Source organism: Salinimicrobium catena (assembly GCF_900102915.1).
Taxonomy (GTDB): Bacteria; Bacteroidota; Bacteroidia; order Flavobacteriales; family Flavobacteriaceae; genus Salinimicrobium; species Salinimicrobium catena.
Genome location: NZ_FNGG01000003.1, coordinates 303,418 through 323,296 on the forward strand (window position 1 = coordinate 303,418; position 19,879 = coordinate 323,296).

21 protein-coding genes are annotated in these 19,879 nt (G+C 44.7%); 18 read left to right on the plus strand and 3 right to left on the minus strand.

Annotation, left to right across the window (positions count from 1 at the left end):
- Positions 1-2 precede the first annotated feature (2 nt).
- Complete coding sequence (locus tag BLS64_RS09195; protein ID WP_093113221.1) at positions 3-551, plus strand: gamma carbonic anhydrase family protein; 549 nt, start codon at positions 3-5, stop codon at positions 549-551.
- Between the two features lie 2 nt (positions 552-553).
- Here the strand turns inward: BLS64_RS09195 and BLS64_RS15220 are convergent, their stop codons facing one another.
- Positions 554-709: a hypothetical protein gene (locus tag BLS64_RS15220; protein ID WP_176763462.1), complete on the minus strand. Its 156-nt coding sequence runs from the start codon at positions 707-709 to the stop codon at positions 554-556.
- A gap of 396 nt (positions 710-1,105) precedes the next feature.
- Between BLS64_RS15220 and BLS64_RS09200 the strand changes: the two genes are divergently transcribed.
- A complete protein-coding gene (locus BLS64_RS09200; RefSeq protein WP_093113222.1) occupies positions 1,106-1,909 on the plus strand; it encodes a universal stress protein in 804 nt (267 codons plus the stop codon).
- 57 nt (positions 1,910-1,966) lie between these two features.
- Here the strand turns inward: BLS64_RS09200 and BLS64_RS09205 are convergent, their stop codons facing one another.
- Entirely contained in the window at positions 1,967-2,791 is an 825-nt protein-coding gene (locus tag BLS64_RS09205; protein ID WP_143019293.1) for a DUF5602 domain-containing protein, read from the minus strand.
- 295 nt (positions 2,792-3,086) lie between these two features.
- On the opposite strand from BLS64_RS09205, the gene BLS64_RS09210 reads away from it, so the two are divergent.
- The 4 genes from BLS64_RS09210 to BLS64_RS09225 all read left to right on the plus strand — a co-directional run bounded on the left by BLS64_RS09210 (position 3,087) and on the right by BLS64_RS09225 (position 7,532).
- A complete protein-coding gene (locus BLS64_RS09210; RefSeq protein ID WP_176763463.1) occupies positions 3,087-3,773 on the plus strand; it encodes a LytR/AlgR family response regulator transcription factor in 687 nt (228 codons plus the stop codon).
- A gap of 117 nt (positions 3,774-3,890) precedes the next feature.
- Entirely contained in the window at positions 3,891-5,021 is a 1,131-nt protein-coding gene (locus tag BLS64_RS09215) for a hypothetical protein (RefSeq protein ID WP_093113225.1), read from the plus strand.
- A gap of 28 nt (positions 5,022-5,049) precedes the next feature.
- Positions 5,050-6,678, plus strand: a complete 1,629-nt coding sequence (locus BLS64_RS09220) for a BCCT family transporter (RefSeq protein ID WP_093113226.1) — start codon at positions 5,050-5,052, stop codon at positions 6,676-6,678.
- Complete coding sequence (locus BLS64_RS09225; RefSeq protein WP_093113227.1) at positions 6,675-7,532, plus strand: universal stress protein; 858 nt, start codon at positions 6,675-6,677, stop codon at positions 7,530-7,532. Before BLS64_RS09220 ends, BLS64_RS09225 begins: the two co-directional genes overlap by 4 nt.
- A gap of 1 nt (position 7,533) precedes the next feature.
- On the opposite strand, the gene BLS64_RS09230 is transcribed toward BLS64_RS09225, so the two are convergent.
- Positions 7,534-8,217, minus strand: coding sequence for a site-2 protease family protein (locus BLS64_RS09230; RefSeq protein ID WP_093113228.1), 684 nt, complete (start codon positions 8,215-8,217; stop codon positions 7,534-7,536).
- Positions 8,218-8,423: 206 nt separating this feature from the next.
- Here BLS64_RS09230 and BLS64_RS09235 point away from each other — a divergent pair, with 206 nt between their 5' ends.
- From BLS64_RS09235 to BLS64_RS09280, 12 genes are all read left to right on the plus strand, one after another.
- Positions 8,424-10,253, plus strand: coding sequence for a DNA/RNA non-specific endonuclease (locus tag BLS64_RS09235; protein ID WP_143019295.1), 1,830 nt, complete (start codon positions 8,424-8,426; stop codon positions 10,251-10,253).
- An 84-nt stretch (positions 10,254-10,337) separates the two neighbouring features.
- Complete coding sequence (locus BLS64_RS09240; RefSeq protein WP_093113230.1) at positions 10,338-10,559, plus strand: CDGSH iron-sulfur domain-containing protein; 222 nt, start codon at positions 10,338-10,340, stop codon at positions 10,557-10,559.
- A gap of 3 nt (positions 10,560-10,562) precedes the next feature.
- On the plus strand, positions 10,563-10,880 hold the full coding sequence (locus BLS64_RS15065) for a hypothetical protein (protein ID WP_143019296.1): 318 nt from the start codon (positions 10,563-10,565) through the stop codon (positions 10,878-10,880).
- 42 nt (positions 10,881-10,922) lie between these two features.
- The gene (locus BLS64_RS09245; protein WP_093113292.1) at positions 10,923-11,366 is read left to right on the plus strand and encodes an SRPBCC family protein; all 444 of its coding nucleotides are present in this window, start codon (positions 10,923-10,925) and stop codon (positions 11,364-11,366) included.
- 566 nt (positions 11,367-11,932) lie between these two features.
- Complete coding sequence (locus BLS64_RS09250; RefSeq protein WP_093113231.1) at positions 11,933-12,451, plus strand: DUF4494 domain-containing protein; 519 nt, start codon at positions 11,933-11,935, stop codon at positions 12,449-12,451.
- Between the two features lie 311 nt (positions 12,452-12,762).
- Complete coding sequence (locus BLS64_RS09255) at positions 12,763-13,950, plus strand: S8 family peptidase (RefSeq protein ID WP_218124609.1); 1,188 nt, start codon at positions 12,763-12,765, stop codon at positions 13,948-13,950.
- 379 nt (positions 13,951-14,329) lie between these two features.
- Complete coding sequence (locus BLS64_RS15225) at positions 14,330-14,506, plus strand: hypothetical protein (protein ID WP_176763464.1); 177 nt, start codon at positions 14,330-14,332, stop codon at positions 14,504-14,506.
- Positions 14,507-14,696: 190 nt separating this feature from the next.
- On the plus strand, positions 14,697-16,523 hold the full coding sequence (locus BLS64_RS09260) for a tetratricopeptide repeat-containing sensor histidine kinase (RefSeq protein ID WP_176763465.1): 1,827 nt from the start codon (positions 14,697-14,699) through the stop codon (positions 16,521-16,523).
- The gene (locus BLS64_RS09265; RefSeq protein WP_093113233.1) at positions 16,520-17,191 is read left to right on the plus strand and encodes a response regulator; all 672 of its coding nucleotides are present in this window, start codon (positions 16,520-16,522) and stop codon (positions 17,189-17,191) included. The genes BLS64_RS09260 and BLS64_RS09265 overlap by 4 nt, the downstream gene beginning before the upstream one ends.
- A 290-nt stretch (positions 17,192-17,481) precedes the next feature.
- Positions 17,482-18,738, plus strand: a complete 1,257-nt coding sequence (locus BLS64_RS09270; RefSeq protein WP_176763466.1) for a right-handed parallel beta-helix repeat-containing protein — start codon at positions 17,482-17,484, stop codon at positions 18,736-18,738.
- Positions 18,739-18,894: 156 nt separating this feature from the next.
- Entirely contained in the window at positions 18,895-19,191 is a 297-nt protein-coding gene (locus BLS64_RS09275) for a hypothetical protein (protein ID WP_093113235.1), read from the plus strand.
- 18 nt (positions 19,192-19,209) lie between these two features.
- On the plus strand, positions 19,210-19,791 hold the full coding sequence (locus tag BLS64_RS09280; RefSeq protein WP_093113236.1) for an HNH endonuclease family protein: 582 nt from the start codon (positions 19,210-19,212) through the stop codon (positions 19,789-19,791).
- Positions 19,792-19,879 lie beyond the last annotated feature (88 nt).

Sequence of the window (19,879 nt, forward strand, 5' to 3'; positions counted from 1 at the left end):
CTATGCCTGTTATTTTACCTGTTAAGGGAATTGAGCCCAACATTGCTAAAAGTTGTTTTATAGCCGAAAATGCTACCATTGTTGGTGATGTGGTGCTGGAAGAAGATTGTTCGGTATGGTTCACGGCAGTGATTCGCGGGGACGTGAATTCCATTCGCATTGGTAGTAAGAGTAACATTCAGGACGGGGCGGTAATTCATTGCACTTATGAAAAAGCCGCCACTACGATTGGAAATAATGTTTCCATCGGCCACAGGGCCATTGTGCACGGGTGCACCGTTCACGACAATGCCTTAATAGGAATGGGAGCCATAGTGATGGATCATGCCGAGGTTCAGGAAAATTGCATCATTGCAGCAGGGGCAGTGGTGCTCGAAAATACTGTTTGTGAAGCCGGCCATATTTATGCCGGGATCCCGGCTAAAAAGGTAAAGGAACTTTCCCCTCAGCAAATATCCAATCTCCAAAAGACCGCTCAAAATTACGTGATGTACAGCGAGTGGTTCGAAAATAGCGGGAAAGAGGATAATATTGATTACCTGAATTCCTGAAATTACCGGGCGAACCAGAACAGGAAAACGACCAGTCCCAGGATCAGGATCCCGCCAAAAATAGACTGGCCCTTAAAGAACAACCAGTCCCAATTGATGTGAGCCATGTAAGTCTCAAGAACGTCTTTTCCTTTTAAGTGTTTTTCTCTTGCTTTCATAATTTATGGTTGTTTGGTTGTAAGCAGAGAAAAACAATAATAATTCCGTTTTATTTCCCAAAAAATATCTGGTCTTATATAAATATTAAGGTAATACTAATTATATAGCAATAAATTCAGGTCTGAAGCGGTTTATGCAGGTAAATTCCTGCATTGGGAATTACCAACTTTTTAACACCCATGCATTAGTGCCGCGAGAATCCGGCTTTATTTTTCCACAGTTATGGGGAGGAATTATTGGATAAAAGTGTAGAAAATATCCACGATCTGCATAATATCCGGGTTGAAATTTTTTAAATTTTGCTCCAATTAAATTAGGATAAGATGATCTTAATCATGATTCTCCTGCTTCTATTCGTATAGTTTCGCAGCTTTAACTGAAGTGAAACCGGAGATATGAATGTTTTAGTATTGACCGACCTTTCCCGGGTGGCCAAAAATGCGGGAACTTATGCCGTGCAGTTTCTTGCAGATGTCCCCGCGCATTTTTACCTGCTCAATATAAAGCTGTTCCACCCTGAGCATCCGCCGGAATTCCCGGAGAACCACCCCCGGGACCTCGCCATAAACCTACTGCAACAGCGGGTGTTGGAGCTGCAGGAACTCTCCACATGCAAGGAGCACAAATTTTCTGTGCTTTATTCTGAAAATGACCTGGTGGGAGCGGCCCGAAAATTCGTGCTCGAGAAGAACATCGACCTTATCGTAATGGGAGCAGCTAATAAACTGCATTCCCCAAATACCATTATTGGCAATCACACCTTTGAGGTGATCACCAAAGTGAAGTGCAACATACTGGCTGTAGCCGAGAACAGCAGGTATCGAACTCCGCGTCGCATGCTCTTTCCAATAGACTATGGGGTTTCCCTGCCCCAGGAAAATCTAAAATTTTTGCAGCGTCCGCAGATCGCGAACAATGCAGGGATCACTGTAATGGAAGTAGGTTATGAAACCCGTCCAGAATCAGGGGGATCTGTGAACCTCTTCTTTGAACCTTTGCAGGACCGGCAGATCGAAACCAGGAAGATCCCTATTGCCGAAGCCTTTTCTGAAGAACAGCTTGAGGCCCTTCAACAGGAGTTCGATCTTATTGTGCTTTTAGGAAAGAACATTAATATATGCAGTGAACTCTTGCACAAAGAAAAAGGATTATATGCCAGGGTAACAAATGAGCTGCCTATCCTGGTCCTCCACCAGTAATTTATAAACAGTGTAAAAAAATGCAGCACCCCGAGAGATGCTGCCTTCTTTTAGATTTTACCTCAGTACAAAATCGCTGAGGGTAACATGGATATCCTGGGTCTCGGGGTCCTCGTAAATGTTGTAAACTGTAGGGTAATAGGTGGACTCCTGGAAATATTCGGGTTGGGCAAAGCTGTCGCTAAAGTCAGGACTGGACATGAGCATGTCGACCGTCATCATGGGTTCAATAAAAGTGAACTCGCCATTATAACTTCCCAGCACCATGATACTGGTAAACGGCAAATAATTCTCAAGAGGCATAGGCAGCCAGTGTTTTCCCATCTGCGGGTACACAGATCCTTCTCCTGGGGGAGTTACATAATTTTCGGGCATGTAACCTGCGGGCGGGTAATTGTTGAACAAGGCATCTGTTTCAGGAGAATACTCAGGAATTGCTAATCGCTCCTCATTGGTGATCATGTAAAAATGCAGGTCAAAATGCGGCACGAGAAAGACGGGTAAGTGGCCGTGAGGCGACCAGTTGACCCCAATGTGTTCAAAAGGTGTAACTTCCCTGGCTTTTTGATGTAAAGGCAGTACCGTGGCTGTAGGCGATAGCGATTCTAGGTCATCAAAAACTTCCTGGGTGAACGTGAGGGCGATCTCAACAGGTTTTCCTTCAGCATCTATGCTTATCCATGACCTGGCTTTGCCGGCACCATACTGCACCTGCGGACCTTTAAAAACATTGATTTTTTCCTTCTCTTTTTTTGCGACAGCATTTTCCAGCACCAAATTTGCTTCCGAAGAGACTTCCGCTTCCTCGTTTGTGGAACAGGAGGAGATCATCCCACCCAGAAATAGTAAAAAGGCGCAATGGTAGAATAATGGCTTTTTCATAACAGTGAATTTTTAATGGTTTCTTTAAAATTAGATCAAATAGCTTCTGAAAAATCGAATCGCACATATTGGATAATATTATGAAGACAAATGACCGGGTTCCAACGGGTTACACCTTAAACAGATAAATTCTGCTGTTGAGGGTCAGAAATTGGTTTTTCGTCATCTTATTTCACTTATTCATATTTAGCTGATTTTTAATAGGTTAGATATTGCCGATGTGTTTAACAACAGTATATTTGTAGAGGGGAGAAGTACGCCTTATAGAATGGCGAGTACTTTTAAAATTGCAGCTATGCGGTACCAGGCTTTAATAGTAGATGATGACCCCCTGGCCCGAAAGGTGTTGCACCGTTATCTTGAATCTGTGCCGCAGGTCGAGACGATGGGGAATTGCTGCAATGCCTTGCAGGCAATTGACTTTCTGGGAAAGAAAAAGGCCGATCTTATTTTCCTGGATGTAGAAATGCCTTCATTAGCAGGAACAGACTTTGTTAAAACCCTGCAACCTGCACCAAAGATCATATTTACCACCGCGCATCCAGAATTCGCTGCGGAAGCCTTTGATCTTGGCGCCATAGATTTTCTCATTAAACCTTATTCTTTTGAGCGTTTTTTAAAAGCCATTAACCGGTTCTATAATGGCAGCCGCCAGGAAGATAATGTATCCTTATCTGATTTTCTGTACTTCAGGACCGAGAGAAAAACGGTACGGGTGCCCCTCGAAAGTATACTTTACATTGAAAGCTTTAAAGATCACATTGTCATTCATCGGCACAACGAACCCGATCTTAGGGTAAAACAGGCTATTAACGCAGTGGAACTAATGCTGTCAAAAGACAGATTTATAAGGATCCACCGGTCCTTTATCGTTTCGGTAAAAAAGATCACGGCCTACTCTAACAATCATGTAGAGTTGGGAAAGGTGGAGATCCCCATCGGCCGCAAATACAAAGGCACATTTCCCGGTTGGGAGGTTTAGAAGAGAAGTTGGTTTTATTGGGCTAAGGTATAGCTACTTAACAAACTTTTAGGGCTTAAAATTCTTTACATTTCTGCACTTAAACCTAACTTAGAGATCTAACTCAACCAGGGAAGCATGCAGCGAACTATTTCTATACTTCCGGCCCTCATTTTTTTACTACTTGGTTTGTTCTCCACCGCACAGGAATCTCCCGAAGTGGACCTTGGTGGCGCCCTTCGTTTCAACTACAATCTTTCTTCCTGGAAACCCGAACAAAAGAACAGGGGAGGGGATTTTGGATATGACATGTTTCGAATCAATGCGGTGGCGGCTTACAAGGGCGTCTACGTAAATGCCGAATTCCGCCACTATTCCGAATCCTTTGGTGGAGGGATGCTAAAGCAGGGCTGGTTCGGTTATAAGTTCAATGAGCAGGATGAGCTGCAGCTGGGACTTACCCAGGTGCCTTTTGGCATTCAGCAATACAATTCCCACAACTGGTTCTTCAACCTTGGCTATTATATGGGGCTGGAAGATGATCACGATATGGGGTTAAAACTTATTCACCTGGGCGAGAACATTGAGTATCATCTGGCCTATTTCAAGAATGCGGAAGAGCTGAATTTTGGAAATACTTCAGCTGTCTCCCCCAGCAGGTATTCTTATGATGTGGCAGGTAACAATAAAGAGGTGCACCAGGGAAATATAAAGTTCGTCTATAAGGTTGGTGACAGCCTGCAGTCGCGCTTCGGGATTTCTGCGCAATATGGCGGACTTTACAACATCAATACCAAAGAAACCGGAGATCATTACGCGCTGGCCCTCCACTACGAAGCCTTTTATAAATCATGGAATCTAAAATCTGAAGCCATGTTGGTGGCCCACAATCCTCAAAATGAATTTGGAAATTCAGAAAAAATCATTACAATGGCTGCTTATGGCGCTCCCTATGAGGTCGCAGCCGATTTTAAACTATATACCCTGGCCGTTTCCCGGGATGTTCCCGTAGACTGGGGACCGATATCGAACCTGCAGTTCTACAATGATTTTGGGTGGATGCAGAAAAAGGAAGCTGCTTTTGAAGATTCCTTTATGAACGTAACCGGCGTGCTGGTAACCGCAGGAAACCTGTACACCTATATTGATTATGCCGCAGGTTATAATCACTCCTGGCTGGGCGGCAATTTCGTGGACGATTTCGCTGCCGGGAATCCCAATGCCAAATGGGAGGCGAGGTTCAATATTAATTTCGGTTATTACTTTTAATACTGAAGCAAATTAAAAACAGAAGATCATGGCTAAAAAGATCGTAAGAAGTGATGAACGAAAATCAATTATGGGACTGGATGTGAACGGTCCCGTGTTTTTCACCTCTTCTATCATTATCATCATAAGCATTGCGTTAACCCTTATTTACAGGGAGCAGGCCGAAGGATATTTTGACACCATACAGGCTTTTGTCTCCAATAACGGGGGCTGGTTCTTTGTCTTGTGCGTCAATATTTTCCTCATTTTCGTGCTCTACCTGGCCTTTAGTAAATTCGGGTCGATTCGGATAGGGGGCAAGGACGCCAAACCCGAGTTCAAAACCCTCTCCTGGTTCGCCATGCTTTTTAGCGCCGGAATGGGAATTGGGCTGCTCTTCTGGAGCATCGCCGAACCGGTGACCCATTTTATGAGTCCGCCGCTCACAGAGGGCGGGACGCCCGAAGCCGCGCAGGAAGCCATGAATTTTACCTTTTTGCACTGGGGCTTCCACGCCTGGGGGATCTATGCCCTGGTGGGATTATCCCTAGCTTACTTTACCTATTCCCACGGTTTACCCCTAACCATTAGGTCGGTCTTTTATCCTGTTCTGGGAGATAAGATCTACGGAAAAAGGGGAGATATTATTGACATTTTCGCGGTGCTGGCGACCCTTTTCGGGCTGGCGACTTCGCTGGGGCTGGGGGTGCAGCAGATAGCCGCCGGGCTGGCTCACGTATTTGGCGTTGACAGCGGAATTACCACCCAGGTGCTGCTCATTGCCGGCATTACGGCCATAGCCACAGTATCGGTGGTATTGGGAGTTGATAAGGGCGTGAAATTTCTCAGCGAATGGAACATGCGAATAGCAGTGCTTATGCTCTTGCTGGTGCTTATCCTGGGGCCTACTATTTTTATATTTCAATCCTTTGTGCAGAATACCGGGAATTACCTGTACAGTTTTCTTGAGATCTCCTCCTGGACCGAAAGTTACACCGGAAATGACTGGCAGAACGCCTGGACCGTGTTCTACTGGGGCTGGTGGATCGCCTGGTCCCCTTTTGTGGGTATGTTCATCGCCCGTATTTCCAAAGGCCGAAGCATCAGGGAATTCATTTTAGGAGTGCTCATAGTGCCATCTGTCATCACTTTCTTCTGGATCTCTGCCTTCGGAAGCACTTCTATTCAGCAGTCGCTTATGGGAGATGAGACCATCATCAATGCGGTGGACGAAAATGTTGCCACGGCACTGTTCGTGTTCCTGGAAGATTTTCCTTTCTCAGTGGTGCTCAACATCATTGGTGTGGTGCTCATCGCCGGATTTTTCGTCACCTCGTCAGATTCAGGATCGCTGGTGGTGGATAGTCTTACATCTGGCGGAAAGATAGACGCCCCGGTAGGACAGCGGGTATTCTGGGCTGTAGCTGAGGGTGCTGTCGCGGCTGTGCTGCTGATAGGCGGCGGATTACAGGCCCTGCAAACAGCCTCAATTGTCACCGGGCTTCCGTTCGCGTTCATCCTCCTGTTCATGTGTTACTCGCTCTACACCGGCGTAAGGGACGAGTACCTTAAAATGGAAGAGAAAAAGGCTCAGAAGGAACTGGAAAGCTACGAAGAAGTCATTTCAGATATCATTAAAAAACGAGGAACCAAACCAAAAGACGATAACCCGTTATGAAAAAGATCAAGAACATACTCGTCGCGCTTGACCTTTCCCACCTGGATGAAAAGCTAATAAGCTACGCTTCTTTTATTGCGGAAAGATTGAAGGCAGAGAACGTGTATTTTGTGCATAACATCAAAAAATATGAGATCTCAGAGCTTTTTGAGGAGCACCTGAAGGATGTGAACCTTGACGAAGTGATAGGCGATGAGCTCAATGAGAAGGTGAAGGAGCATTTTAAAGCTCCCGCGAACTGGGAGGTGTTGATCTCTGAAGACCCTTACAGCGAGTCCCTTATCAAGTACATCGCCGAAAAATACAGCATAGATCTGGCAATCCTGGGGAACAAGAAGCATGAAAAGGGAACAGGAGTGGTGAGCGGAAAGCTGCTGCGCCTGCTGCGCTGCGATATCTTGGCGGTACCCGGAGCAGCCCGGGAAAGCATAAAGAACATCTGGGCAGGAACCGATTTTTCTCAGGACTCCCGGAAGGTCTTCAGGGTCACCAAAGACCTGCAGGAAGGTCACCAGGTAGATCTCAAGGTTGTACATGTGTACAGTGTGCCGGTGCAGTTCTCTCCCTATGTTTCTCCCGAATCTATGGGGCCAAAAGTGGAAAAACACGTGAAGGAAAAGTTCGATAAATTCCTGAAAAAACTGAATTATTCCGAAGCCATAGAGCCGCTGATCTTTATGGGAAGGGAATCTGGGGCCGCGCAAAAGATCATCGCCAACCTGCGAAATTCTGAAGTTGATATGCTGGTGATCTCAGACAAAGGCGGAAACACTTTTTCGCCCTTTGCGGTAGGTACGGTGACCGAGGAGCTGTTCAACGCCAATCTGGACGTGCCCCTGTGGGTGGTGAAATAAGCTATAAGGGGATCCTGGGGTAGTTCTGGATCTCTTTTTCTTCCCCGTCCTTACAATAAAGGATCCTGCTGGGGCGGTGCTTCTTTGCGATCTTTCGGGCTTCTTCGAGGGCATCGTCTTCCCCCTGGTGCCCGGCGATCACTGCCTTGTTCTGGTCCAGTACCTGCCATTCTTCCTCTTCGGGCTTCCAAAGTACACGGTAGGTCCTTTCTTTGATCACTTCATCCTTTCCTTTTATCAGGTCGAGCATGATCTTGCCGTCGCTGGGATATCCGCCGGGATACAGCATAGGCAGAAGGGCGAAAAAGATGTAATACATGGAGAAATAGGTGAACTGGTAAGTGACCATTCCTGCCTCCAGTACCTTGTTCTCTACCAGTAAGATCACCGCGATGGTACTCAGCAGGTTAAAGATCGCGCCTCCCGAAAAAATGAGGATGTTCGCCAGCTTTTCCTTGCGTTTGATGTTCTCAAAACTACAGAACCCATACCAGAAGTAGAATTTCCTTACCTCCAGCAAACCTTTTTTAAAAACAGGTTTTCCGCTGCCTACAATGAGCCTGATGTTCTTTGCGCCCATAAGCCAGGCGAAGAAGACGTGCCCTGCTTCATGCAGTATGGAGATCACCGGCAGCACCAGGAAAAAGGCCAGCAAAAACTTCGGAATGTCACTAATGCCGAACATAGATCATTTATTACCAGATTATAATTTATAAAAATTAAATCCGGCCCTTCTTAAAATAAAATGAAAAATAGATAAAAGAGGAGAGAACAGATAAGAGGTAAGACGGTATTTTTCGTTAATAACATTTTATAACTTCAGATGTAGGAAATTTCCCCGACTGCGGAAATGGGGTAGTTTTGGAAGATAACTCTAAACAAAACAACAACATGAAACACCCCTACCTTTTAAAAAGCCTGTTCTTACTGCAGGTATTGTTCCTGGTCAATGCCTGTTCTCCTGCAGATGAGGCCGCCGGCAACGAATTTGTAAGTCTGAACTTTACCGTTGATGCTTCGGGAAATTACCTTGAAAATTTTGAAAATGCCTTTAAAAATTCCTATTCCGCGGAAGAGGTAAGCTTTCCTGACGGTACCTGGTATTTTGATGAAGCCCTTCTGGGAACCCTTTCATCTGACGCGAAAAATGGATCACAATCCGTACGCCTTAGAGGCAACGGAAAGATCAGCATGAATTTTGACCTTACAGAAGGCGCCGACAACGTGAGCCTGAGCTATGCCAAATTCGGCAAGGACAGGAATACCAGCTTCAGCCTTTATTTTTCGAGTGACGGGGGAATAACCTGGCAGCAGAGCGGCAGCGAGATCCTAGTAAAGAACAAGAACCTGCAAAGCCAGTCCTTCCCCATAAATACAGCGGGGAATGTGCGTTTTGAGATCAGGAAAACAGACGGTACTTCAGAAAGACTGAACATTGATGACATACTGGTAGAACCTTTTAGCGGGGTGGTGCCGGGACCCGGAGTGGAAATTACCGAGGACTACGAAAGCGGCTCCAAAGGCAGTTATGCCGCAGGTACGGTAGACCTGCTCACGGGAACCTGGTTCCTTGATGAGGCCCTTATCGGTTCTTTGGACAATGACCGAAAAACCGGTACAAAGTCGGTGCGAATTCGCGATTATGGAACCCTGCAGATGAACTATGACGTGACCGGGGCTACTTCGGTAAGCTTTGACCACGCGGTATATGGAACTGACGGAGCGAGCAGCTGGGAGTTACAGGCATCAGAGGATTCGGGTGCAAGCTGGACCACGGTGGGCGCAGCGCAGACCACATCAGCCACCACACTTGAAAATGTGGTTTTTGAGGTGAATTTTTCCGCAGCAGTGCGTTTCAGGATCGTCAAGCTTTCCGGTAGCGGCGACCGCATCAATATCGACAACTTCACTATCGGCGGCACCCAGGAGTCTTCTGGAGGCGGTGATACCGGGGGCGACGGATCCACCATCTCGGGCGAGGTGCATTTTACCATGGGGAATCCTTCCGCAGCCGTAACAGATATCAACTTTCCCAACAACTACCTGCTCGAAAAAGAGGAATACGTGATGTCTTACAGCCGCGATAAAGGAACTGCGAACTGGGTGAGCTGGCATCTGGATGAGGCCTGGCTGGGGGAGGCTTCGCGACAGGACGATTTTAGGGCAGACAGCAGCCTGCCGGCCGGCTGGTACCAGGTAGAGGCAACAGACTACCAGTACAGCGGGTTTGACCGGGGGCACCTATGTCCTTCGGCAGACAGGACGCTCTCTGTAGATGACAATTCGAATACCTTTTTTATGACCAACATGATGCCCCAGGCCCCCAATAACAACAGGATAGGCTGGGCCAGCCTGGAGAGCTACTGCCGTTCTATGCTGAGCGGGGGTTATGAGATCTACATCATCTCTGGCGGCTACGGAATAGGAGGGGACGGTTCTAACGGGCCTGCCGACTATATCGCTAACGGGAACGTACAGGTGCCGTCAAATACCTGGAAGGTGATCATGATCATCCCAGACGGTGACGATGACGTGAACAGGGTGACCACCTCTACCCAGGTGATCGCGGTGGATATGCCCAACAGCCAAAGCGTATCTTCTGACTGGACCCTCTACCAGACGAGTGTGGACCAGATCGAGGCCGCTACCGGTTACGACTTTTTTGACCTGGTACCCGATGATATTGAAGACGTGATAGAGGCGACTACTGGAAGTCTCTAACCGAAAATAATTTTTAGAACAAAAAACACGCCTGCAGGCGTGTTTTTTGTTTTTACTAAATTAGCTGACCAAAAAAATACGAGCATGTCTAAAACAACCATTAAAGTAAACAACAACGGTTCCCTGCTGATCGACGGAGATTTTGAGATCGTGGACAAGAACGGGAACGCCTATGACCTGGGCGGAAGGGACAGGGTAAGCCTGTGCCGCTGCGGACTTTCCAAGAACAAACCTTTTTGCGACGGGGCTCACAGGAATCATTTTGAGCATGAGGCTACTGCCTTTGCCCTGCCGCCAAAACCCTAAGGTATGGAAGTTAGAGGTTGGAAGTTCAAGATTTTGAAGTTCCTGGTTCAAGGTTTTGGAGTTAAAAAACAGAAAACGGAAATCAGAGAACAGAATTTTGCGGGGATCTGCGCAGAAATAGAAATTCAAAATTCCAAATTCCAAATTCCAAATTCCAAATTCCACCTTCAAGCTTCAGCTTCCAGCCTCCAGCTTCCAGCCTCCAGCTTCCAGCCTCCAGCTTCCAACCTCCAGCTTCCAGCTTCCAGCTTTCAAACTGAAAACGGGAGATTTCCCTTATTCTGTCGTGTGCTATTAAACAGTAGTTTTATAAGAAGTTAAATGATTTTCGGAAAATCTTCCGAAGCTAAATATCTTACCATTATGAAACGAAAAACCTATCAAACCACCATAAACGCCCCTCGGGAAAAAGTTTGGGCGGCTTTATGGGGAGAGGATACTTTCCCCAAGTGGACCGCTCCTTTTAGTCCGGGATCCCGGGCAGTGACCACCTGGGAGGAGGGCGGAAAGATCCTTTTCCTCAACGGGGAGAACGAAGGCATGGTCTCTCGCGTAGATAAGAAAAGAGATAACGAGTTCATGGACATTCGGCATCTGGGGATCGTGGATAAAGACGGCAATGAAGATTACGAGAGCGAAAAGGTAAAGCCCTGGGCAGATGCCCACGAGATCTATACGCTAATCCCGGCTGGAGACGGCAAGACCGAGCTCACGGTAGACATGGATGTGGATGAGGAATACGAGCAATATATGGACAACACCTGGCCCAAGGCCTTTTCTGAACTCAGGAGTGTTGCCGAGAACTGATCAATTCAAAATTCTGGATCTAAAATTCCATACAGTGTTGAAGTCAGAGATTTGAAATTCATGGTTTATTATTCATTGTTCAGGGTTGGAAGAGATGAAAGATAAGAGAATAGAGAAAAGAGACTTGATTTAAAAGATTTGCGGAAATCAGCGCGATCTGCGGGAAACGATTTTGGAATTCAAAATTCTGGATTCAAAATTCAAGATTGTTTTAGAATTTCCTGGTTTAAAGTTTAAAGCTGTTCGATTAAAAGAACAAAAAACGGAAAACTGAAAACAGGATTCAGCGGAGAATCTATATTTTCAGACAAAAGAGCAAAGAAAAGAGAATAAAGACTTAATTAAATTCTGCCAAAATCAGCGGGATCTGCGGGAAAGCTTTAAAATTCCAACTTCCAACTTCCAACTTCCAGATTCTAACTTCAAGCCTCCAGAATCCAGCATCCAGCATCCAACTTCCAGATTCTAACTTCTAAATTCCCACTTCAAATTGTGAATATCTCTTTGTCTGATTCTTTAGGAGTCCTGCCGAATCGGATTATATTTGGCTCCCTAAAAAAACAGATATGAGCGTAATTTGGTATGAATGTAAGGTGAAATACAGAAAAACACACGAAACAGGAGAGCAGAAAGTAACTACCGACACCTATCTTTTAGACGCGGTTTCCTATACCGAGGCCGAAGCCAGGATCACTGAGGAAATGAAGGCTTACACCGAAGAAGATTTCAGGATCATGAACATCAAGGTCGCCAATTTCTCTGAGGTGCACCCTTTTGAGAATTCAGACCGCTGGTTCAAATCCAAGGTTTCTTTGGTTGCCCTTGATGAGGAAAGCGGCAAGGAAAGGAAGATTAATATGTACCTGCTGGTGCAGGCCAATGATGTGAAAGAAGCTTTTGAGAACACTGAAAAAGCCATGGCCGATACAATGGGAGATTATTCCATCCCGGCGATCACAGAGTCCCCTATCCTGGATGTCTTTCCATACTTCATGGGAGAAGAAGAGCAGCTGGAGAAATTCGGTGTTATTGATGATGCTGAAGCAATAAAGGAGGAAGTTGAAGAAGAGACGGTAACAGAGTAATTTAACAGCTTTAATTGCTGCCATTAAAAAAACACCTCTTGATAAAAGGGGTGTTATTTTTATATCTATTTTCTAAAAGGATCTATTTCCAGCTTCAAAAATTAAAATTCTAAAACCTCCACATCCAGATCAATCTTCATTTTGAAAACCAGATTGATTCTTTACGAATCGTTCGGGTGTAATTAGCTAATTACTAATCTGTTAAAATTATATTAAAACCATCAATCCGTAATTGTTGTACGGGTTTATTTCCAGTATTGGTTAAAGGGAAGGTTATGTTTGGGATCTTATTAATCTAAATACTTTTTAATATGTTTAAAAATTCCTACAAAGCGCTGGCAGTTCTATTTACTGTGGCCCTGATGACTTCATGTTCTAAAGAGGAGGCGGTAACCGAGCCTACCCCTGAAAACGCACTAAATACTTTCGATGAACCTATTGCAGGACAGTATATCGTGGTTTACAAAGATCAAACAAAACAAAAAGGAGATCCTGCTTCAAACAAAAAGGCTGTACAGGACAAAACTCAAAGTATCTTAGCCGGAGCCGGCATCACAGATGCTGAAATTCTTAATGTTTACGGTAACGCCATTAATGGAGCTGCCTTACGTTTAACTGAAGCCCAGGCTGCTGCTTTGAAAAGAAACAACGACATTGCCTATGTGGAACAGGATAGGGTAATCACTCTTGCACCTCCGGGTGGAGATGGTGAAGTTTCCGCAAGTGCTGCACAAGAAACTCCCTATGGAATCACCCGGGTTAACGGGGTGACAGGATACACAGGTAGCGGTGTGGCCTGGGTGATCGACACCGGTATCGATCTTGATCATGAAGATCTTAATGTAGATGCTTCAAGAGGATTTAATGCCTTCACCAGAGGGAGAGATGGAAAATCTCTTGATGACGGAAATGGACATGGCTCACACGTTGCCGGGACTATCGCCGCATTGAACAACAGTGTAGGAGTAATAGGAGTGGCTCCCGGAGCTACAGTGATCCCTGTTAAGGTTCTCGACAGCAGAGGAAGTGGATCCTATTCGGGAGTGATCGCCGGAGTGGATCACGTAGCTGCAAACGGAAGCAGTGGTGATGTAGCTAATATGAGTCTTGGAGGACCAGTTTCACAGGCCCTTGACGATGCGGTACTTGCTGCTTCTCAGAACGGGATCATCTTTTCTCTTGCTGCAGGTAATGATAGTGATGACGCTAACAACCATTCTCCTGCAAGAGTAAATGGTGCTAACATTTATACCATTTCTGCAATGGACAGCAGCGATGTTTTTGCGTATTTCTCAAACTACGCAAATCCACCTGTAGATTATTGCGCACCGGGAGTGAACATCAAATCTACCTGGAAGGACGGCGGTTATAATACGATCAGTGGTACTTCTATGGCTGCTCCTCATGCAGCGGGTGTACTGCTTTTAGGTAATGCTTCTACAGACGGATATGTGAGCGGAGATCTTGATAGTAACCCAGATCCTATTATTGTTCATTAGAAACTGAACATGTTATGTGAAAAGCACCGCTTCGGCGGTGTTTTTTTTTTCTTTGATCATAGATTCCATGGAAGCCGTAAATATTCTACGGGAAAATTTTCTTCTTTTTATTTCCTGAAATCTATATTTATTTCAGGAGAAATGATTTTATTGACCGGTGATCTCTGCAGTAGGGTGCAGAAAATAACAGTGTTAGGTTCATTTCGCTTAATCTTAATCAGCCGTTAAAAGGGTACTTTTTCAGTACCTTTTTTTCTAAACGGTAACTACTTAGAATAAAAAATATACTTCCTCAATTGGCTTTGAATTTTTTTCGGGGCGGGGAATTAAAAACAGAAAACGTTTAAATCTTTATTTCCAATAACTTAAAACATCTATTATGAAAACCTTATCCAGATTCTTTTTTTGTACTTTTACTGTTGCACTTTTTTATTCCTGTGAGCCGGAAGAAATGCCTATGGAACCTGTAGGCAATAATGAGGAAATCGTTCCAACTGAGATATTCGGTGATACAGGGGGGAACGAGCACGACGTTATTGATGACAAGAAAGATTAGATCATTTCTGAATAATTTACGGGGGGTAAAAATTTCTTTTATCCCCTTTTTCTGTATTGGTCTTTTTCTAAACTCTGTTTTTGCATGTACAATTAAACCTGAAGGTAAAGCAGTAGAACCTGGAAACAAAGGAAAAACCTTTTACCTCAATAGTCCTAATAAAGACTCCATTCGGGAGGTAATTCAAGAATTGCAGGATTCGCCTGAAAAAAATGATCTCTTATTTGAACTTTCATATCATTTTTACTCAGAAAATAAACCTGCTGAGTTCCGGTACTGGAATGACAAGACTTTCCAACTTTCTACTGCTCTTCGTGACACTTTAAAAACCGCAGAAGCCCATTGGGATCTAGGAAATTTCTTTAATAGGGGCGAGCAAATAGATAGCGCCTTTTATCACTATAGAAAAGCAGCACATTACTACAACATTAAAGGAGAAAAATATCGATATGCCCGAATGCTCCTCAACATTGCTATACTGCAAAAGAATATCAAAGACTACTCCAACAGTGAAGCTAATACGCTAACGGCCCTCCAGATTGTTCTTCCTCTCAAAAAACACAGGCAGATATACATTGGATATAATAATTTAGGGATACTATATAATCAACTTTCGGAACATGATAATGCTATCGAATACCATAGTAAAGCACTGAATAGTGCTATACAATTATCCGATAAATACTTAGAGGCTACTTCTTTAAACAACATAGGGGTTGTTTACGAAAAAATGGGACTTTATCAAGAGGGTATAGACCATTACCAACAGGCATTGGAAATTCAAGATATTGAAACTAATGACTTACGTCTTTACGCCATGCTTAAAGATAATTTGGCCTACTCCAAGTTTAAGGCAGGCCAAAGTAAAGAGGCACTGGCGGAAATGCTGGAGTCTTTGCAACTACGTGAAAAAGATGATCACGAAGCGGGTATAGTTATAAACAAACTTCATCTCGGAGAGTACTTTCTTTCACTAGGTGATACTCTGACAGGAAAGAAGTACTTCCTTCAGGCCAAAGGATTAGCAGAGAATATGCATTTTCACAGGGATATCTTGCAATCACTATTGTTCCTGTCGAGAACAGACGAAGAGAAATCGAATGAATATCTAAGAGATTACATTAACCTCCATGACAGTTTGGAGCAAAACGAAAGGAGGGTACGGAGCAAGTTTGCACGTATTGAACTGGAAACCGATGAATTCATTGCTGAGAACCGTTATTTAAATGAGCAAAGGAAATGGATCATAGGGGGAGCGGGAGGTACCGTCTTTATGGTTCTGTTGATCCTTGTCATCTGGAGACAAAAATCCAAAAACAAAAAGCTGGAACTGGAGCAGGTACAGCAAAAGTCTAACGAAGAGATCTACAATTTACTTCTTGCCCAGCAAAATAAACTGGAAGAGGGGCGCCATCAGGAAAAGGAAAGGATTTCCAGGGAACTTCATGACGGAATCCTGGGAAAATTATTCGGTACCCGCTTGATGTTGGAAAATCTCTTTGGAAAGTCAGACCTGGAATCCCTGGAAAGCAAAAAGAAATACCTGAATGACCTGAGGCTCATAGAAGAAGAGATCAGGACCCTTTCCCATGAATTGAATGCAGAATTCTTTTCTCCCAAGCAAAGCTTTCTGGACGTCCTCCAGGAATATCTGGCAGAGCAAAAGAAGATAGGCCGGTTTGAACTTTTATTCGTAAATGAAGAGCAGATTGCCTGGGATGAATTGAGTAGCGAGATCAAGATCAATGTTTTCAGGATCTTTCAGGAGGCTATAAATAACGTTATCAAACATGCCGATGCGAACCTGGTGTCCATTACCTGTAATAAGTACGATGATCGCCTGGAAATCGTGATTTTTGATAACGGGAAAGGCTTTGAAGTAAGTGAGAAAAGAAAAGGAATAGGATTAAAAAATATCAAATCCCGAATTACAAGGCTTGATGGCCATTTAAGTCTGTCATCTGACAGGAATGGTACGCAGATCGAACTCGAAATCCCTATAAAGCGTTACGAATGAAAAAAGAACTGAATATCTTGATGGTAGATGATCACCCCATCATCCTGGAAGGCTATAAAAAAATTCTTCTGGACAACAGGGCTGAAGATGTGGCGATGAGAATAGATACCGCGAATTCCTGTGAAGAAGCGAATGCAAAATTAGAAGCTTCCCTCACTAGTCTGGCCTATGACATAATTTTTCTGGATATTGGCTTACCCCCATCCAGGGACGGTGAATTCTTGTCTGGTGAGGATATAGGAAGAAAGATCAGGAAAGTCTCTCCTGCTACTCAACTGGCGGTACTCACCATGTTCGTAGAGAATTTGAGGTTGCTTACCATTTTTAAAAGTCTCAAACCCGAGGCTTTTATGGTAAAAAGTGATGTTTCCTCCAGCCAGTTTTTAGAAGCTTTTGACAGTATGCTTCATGGGAAGACATACAGCAGTCAAACTATCCAGGACCTCATGCGGAAGCAGATCGTCCACGATTACAACATCACCAGGACAGACCGGGATATACTTTTACACTTATCCCGGGGCTTGAAGTCCAAAGAGATCCCGCAGTTCGTTCCCCTCTCCCTGGCATCGATCGAAAAACGAAAAAAATTCATGCGAGAGGTCTTTGAAGTAGAAGATGTAAGGGATATAACCCTCATAAACAGAGCCAAGGAGTTGGGGTTTTTGTGAGGCTTTAAATGTATTCCCGAAATCTAATGCCCAGAAGATCCTGATTGTTTTTTCAATATAAACTGTATATTTATACAGCTGGTTTCCAGCTTGATTTTTTTCCTCCCCCCCCCTGTTTCCCTGCCTCCCTGACCATTTTTTTTGTTTTAGTAACCAGCTTCATCATGAAAAGATCTTCTTTTACAGGGCCTGTTTTTGCCGGGTTATTACTGCTTGTTTCGATAGTGTTTTTAAAGGTTTCCGCCGATCAAATAAAAGCTGAAACGGATAGGGTTCCGGAGATTTCCGAAATGTCAGATACTGTGTTTGTCGCACCTCCTACCGGTGATCGGGAGACAGATCGTGCCAGTATTCTTAGCGCCCTGAAAGAAGCAGAGCCGGGAGGAACTATCCGGTTCGCACCGGGAACCTATTTTATGGGAGGGGAGATCATCAGGATCACGGTGCCTGATGTAACCCTTAAAGGCCACCCGGAGGGTACCATTTTGCGCGGATGTAGCAAGGGGGAATTTTCCATTGAGGATATTCAGGAATTTGGGTACAAGTGTAACGGACTGGAATTGGCTGCAGGAGGGCAGGCGGTTCTTGACCTTACCTTTGAAGATCTCTTCTGGGCGCTGCATATTGGTTGCTGCTGGGAAACTATGCCGAAAATGATGCCGGGGGAAGGAGGACAGCGAATCGAAGGAAATACCTTTATTGGGAATTCCAATGCCTTGCGGGTACACGGTTACTGGTCTGAGCCAACCATAATTCGTAATAACCGGTTCCGGAACAACTGGCACTCCCTTGCAGTTTACGGCAATACCGTTCACATCCTCGACAATGAAATTACCGCCCCGGAACCCCGGGAGGTACAGGGTTTTGGGTTTCCTGCGGAAGCCATTCATCTTGTCCGGCCTCTGGAGCTGCATGAAAGTGCAAAAAATGGACGCCGTTCCTGTGAGAACAACGTGGTCTCCGGGAATTACATTGAAGGGATCACCGAAGGGATCATGATGACCGCCGATCTTCCCGATATCCCTTGCCGCAACAATGTGATCAGCAATAATACGATCATTGTAAAACGGGCCCGACCTTTTGTGTTTCCGGATTTTTTAACCGGAAATATTGAGGGGGACTCCACGGTAGTTGGGGTTTCGCTGGCGCTCCGCGGTCATTGGGAGAATAATCTCATCGAAGGTAATACCATACAGGGGGCCGAGGGGCTGGGGATCGAGATCCGCGGGGGGACCAACAACAAGATCGTGAACAATAGCATCTCTGGGATCTCCCGCCGCAAGCCCTTCCCCGGCAACGCGATCGCAGCAATTCCCATCCTGGGCGGAGATCCTGAAACCTGGCGCAGCGCAAACGGCTCGGGCATCTGGCTTTCCCCGGGGAGTGACGAAAATGAGATCCGGAATAACAGGTTCGGGAACATCGCTTCCGCAGCTATTTTCATAGAAGGTGACCAAAACCGGGTGGAAATGCTTAAAGAATCAGATACGGTGCGGGATACGGGAAAGAGGAATTCAGTGAATTGGGCGATGAACTCAAAAGACTAAAGTTTAAATGTGATACATAATTAATAATGAATAGAATAAATTGGTACTATGGACACTGAAATATTTCGAACGAGAAAGGTTTTCTGCAAACACCCTTTAGAGGATTGTGTTGTGAGGACCGTCCCAGTTGGGCAATATGGATATGAGACTTATTTAATGTTTTCAGGAGAAGAAGAATATATGCCGGTTCAACATAGCAATATCGTTTTACAGGTGGTACTTTCATCGGAATTAGAATTTATCACAGAGGAGGAATATTATGCCTTTGGTAAAAAAAGAGAACCTCAATTACCCACGTCAGATAAACCTGGACGAATCGGCGGGATGCAAAGCCTTATCATAGACCTGGCTTTAGGTCGCAAGAAACCCAGCAATGAAAAGGAAAGAAGACTTTTAAAGGAGATCAGGAAAATTGAGGCCAAAGGAGGGATGCTGGATCTGCCGTTGGAATAGGCTTAAAACAGGAACTAAATGGATAAAGCTTTATTGATCAAAAATCTTTGCGGCTTATTACTGGACGATAGGAGGCAGGATTGTGTTGATATGGCAATGGAGAATTTCCCTTTCGTTGATAGCTCGCCTCAGAAAAGACAGTATTCAAGATATCAGATGTGTAAAGTCTTTTTAAGAGATGGGTTCATTGATAGGTATTCTGGCAAAAGACTACTGTTCCCCGGATTGATCAAATTATTAACGAATGAATTTCCAGATATCTTTAAGTATCACAGGAACTGGAAAATGTCCGCTACCCACATGATCTACTGGGACCTGTTTCCCACGAGCGACCATTTGATCCCGATCGCAAGAGGAGGACAGGATAGTTATGACAACTGGATCACAACTTCTATGATCCGTAATTCAGCCAAGTCAAACTGGACAATAGAAGAAATTGGCTGGGACTTACATCCAAGAGGACAACTTGAAGAATGGGATGGTTTAGTACAATCTTTCTTAGAATTGACCAATAAGAATCCGGACTATGAAAAGGATAAATACGTAATGGATTGGAAGATCAATTTATTGAGAGCCAGGAAGAAATTAGGGATTGAATAAGGCGTGGACCCAACAGAGGTAGGGGTTAATCCAAAATTAAGCAACCCTCCTAAAATGTTTCTTCACAAAGGCACTGCAATATTTGTCC

What these genes read in the sequence shown, in the direction of transcription:
- BLS64_RS09205 (WP_143019293.1), bottom strand. Translation starts at nt 2,791, where the DNA reads ATGAAAAAGCCATTATTCTACCATTGCGCCTTTTTACTATTTCTGGGT.
- BLS64_RS09230 (WP_093113228.1), bottom strand. Translation starts at nt 8,217, where the DNA reads ATGTTCGGCATTAGTGACATTCCGAAGTTTTTGCTGGCCTTTTTCCTG.
- BLS64_RS09210 (WP_176763463.1), top strand. Translation starts at nt 3,087, where the DNA reads ATGCGGTACCAGGCTTTAATAGTAGATGATGACCCCCTGGCCCGAAAG.
- BLS64_RS15225 (WP_176763464.1), top strand. Translation starts at nt 14,330, where the DNA reads ATGAAAACCTTATCCAGATTCTTTTTTTGTACTTTTACTGTTGCACTT.
- BLS64_RS09200 (WP_093113222.1), top strand. Translation starts at nt 1,106, where the DNA reads ATGAATGTTTTAGTATTGACCGACCTTTCCCGGGTGGCCAAAAATGCG.
- BLS64_RS09240 (WP_093113230.1), top strand. Translation starts at nt 10,338, where the DNA reads ATGTCTAAAACAACCATTAAAGTAAACAACAACGGTTCCCTGCTGATC.
- BLS64_RS15220 (WP_176763462.1), bottom strand. Translation starts at nt 709, where the DNA reads ATGAAAGCAAGAGAAAAACACTTAAAAGGAAAAGACGTTCTTGAGACT.
- BLS64_RS09265 (WP_093113233.1), top strand. Translation starts at nt 16,520, where the DNA reads ATGAAAAAAGAACTGAATATCTTGATGGTAGATGATCACCCCATCATC.
- BLS64_RS09225 (WP_093113227.1), top strand. Translation starts at nt 6,675, where the DNA reads ATGAAAAAGATCAAGAACATACTCGTCGCGCTTGACCTTTCCCACCTG.
- BLS64_RS09220 (WP_093113226.1), top strand. Translation starts at nt 5,050, where the DNA reads ATGGCTAAAAAGATCGTAAGAAGTGATGAACGAAAATCAATTATGGGA.
- BLS64_RS09215 (WP_093113225.1), top strand. Translation starts at nt 3,891, where the DNA reads ATGCAGCGAACTATTTCTATACTTCCGGCCCTCATTTTTTTACTACTT.
- BLS64_RS09275 (WP_093113235.1), top strand. Translation starts at nt 18,895, where the DNA reads ATGTTTTCAGGAGAAGAAGAATATATGCCGGTTCAACATAGCAATATC.
- BLS64_RS15065 (WP_143019296.1), top strand. Translation starts at nt 10,563, where the DNA reads ATGGAAGTTAGAGGTTGGAAGTTCAAGATTTTGAAGTTCCTGGTTCAA.
- BLS64_RS09280 (WP_093113236.1), top strand. Translation starts at nt 19,210, where the DNA reads ATGGATAAAGCTTTATTGATCAAAAATCTTTGCGGCTTATTACTGGAC.
- BLS64_RS09255 (WP_218124609.1), top strand. Translation starts at nt 12,763, where the DNA reads ATGTTTAAAAATTCCTACAAAGCGCTGGCAGTTCTATTTACTGTGGCC.
- BLS64_RS09270 (WP_176763466.1), top strand. Translation starts at nt 17,482, where the DNA reads ATGTCAGATACTGTGTTTGTCGCACCTCCTACCGGTGATCGGGAGACA.
- BLS64_RS09195 (WP_093113221.1), top strand. Translation starts at nt 3, where the DNA reads ATGCCTGTTATTTTACCTGTTAAGGGAATTGAGCCCAACATTGCTAAA.
- BLS64_RS09250 (WP_093113231.1), top strand. Translation starts at nt 11,933, where the DNA reads ATGAGCGTAATTTGGTATGAATGTAAGGTGAAATACAGAAAAACACAC.
- BLS64_RS09235 (WP_143019295.1), top strand. Translation starts at nt 8,424, where the DNA reads ATGAAACACCCCTACCTTTTAAAAAGCCTGTTCTTACTGCAGGTATTG.
- BLS64_RS09245 (WP_093113292.1), top strand. Translation starts at nt 10,923, where the DNA reads ATGAAACGAAAAACCTATCAAACCACCATAAACGCCCCTCGGGAAAAA.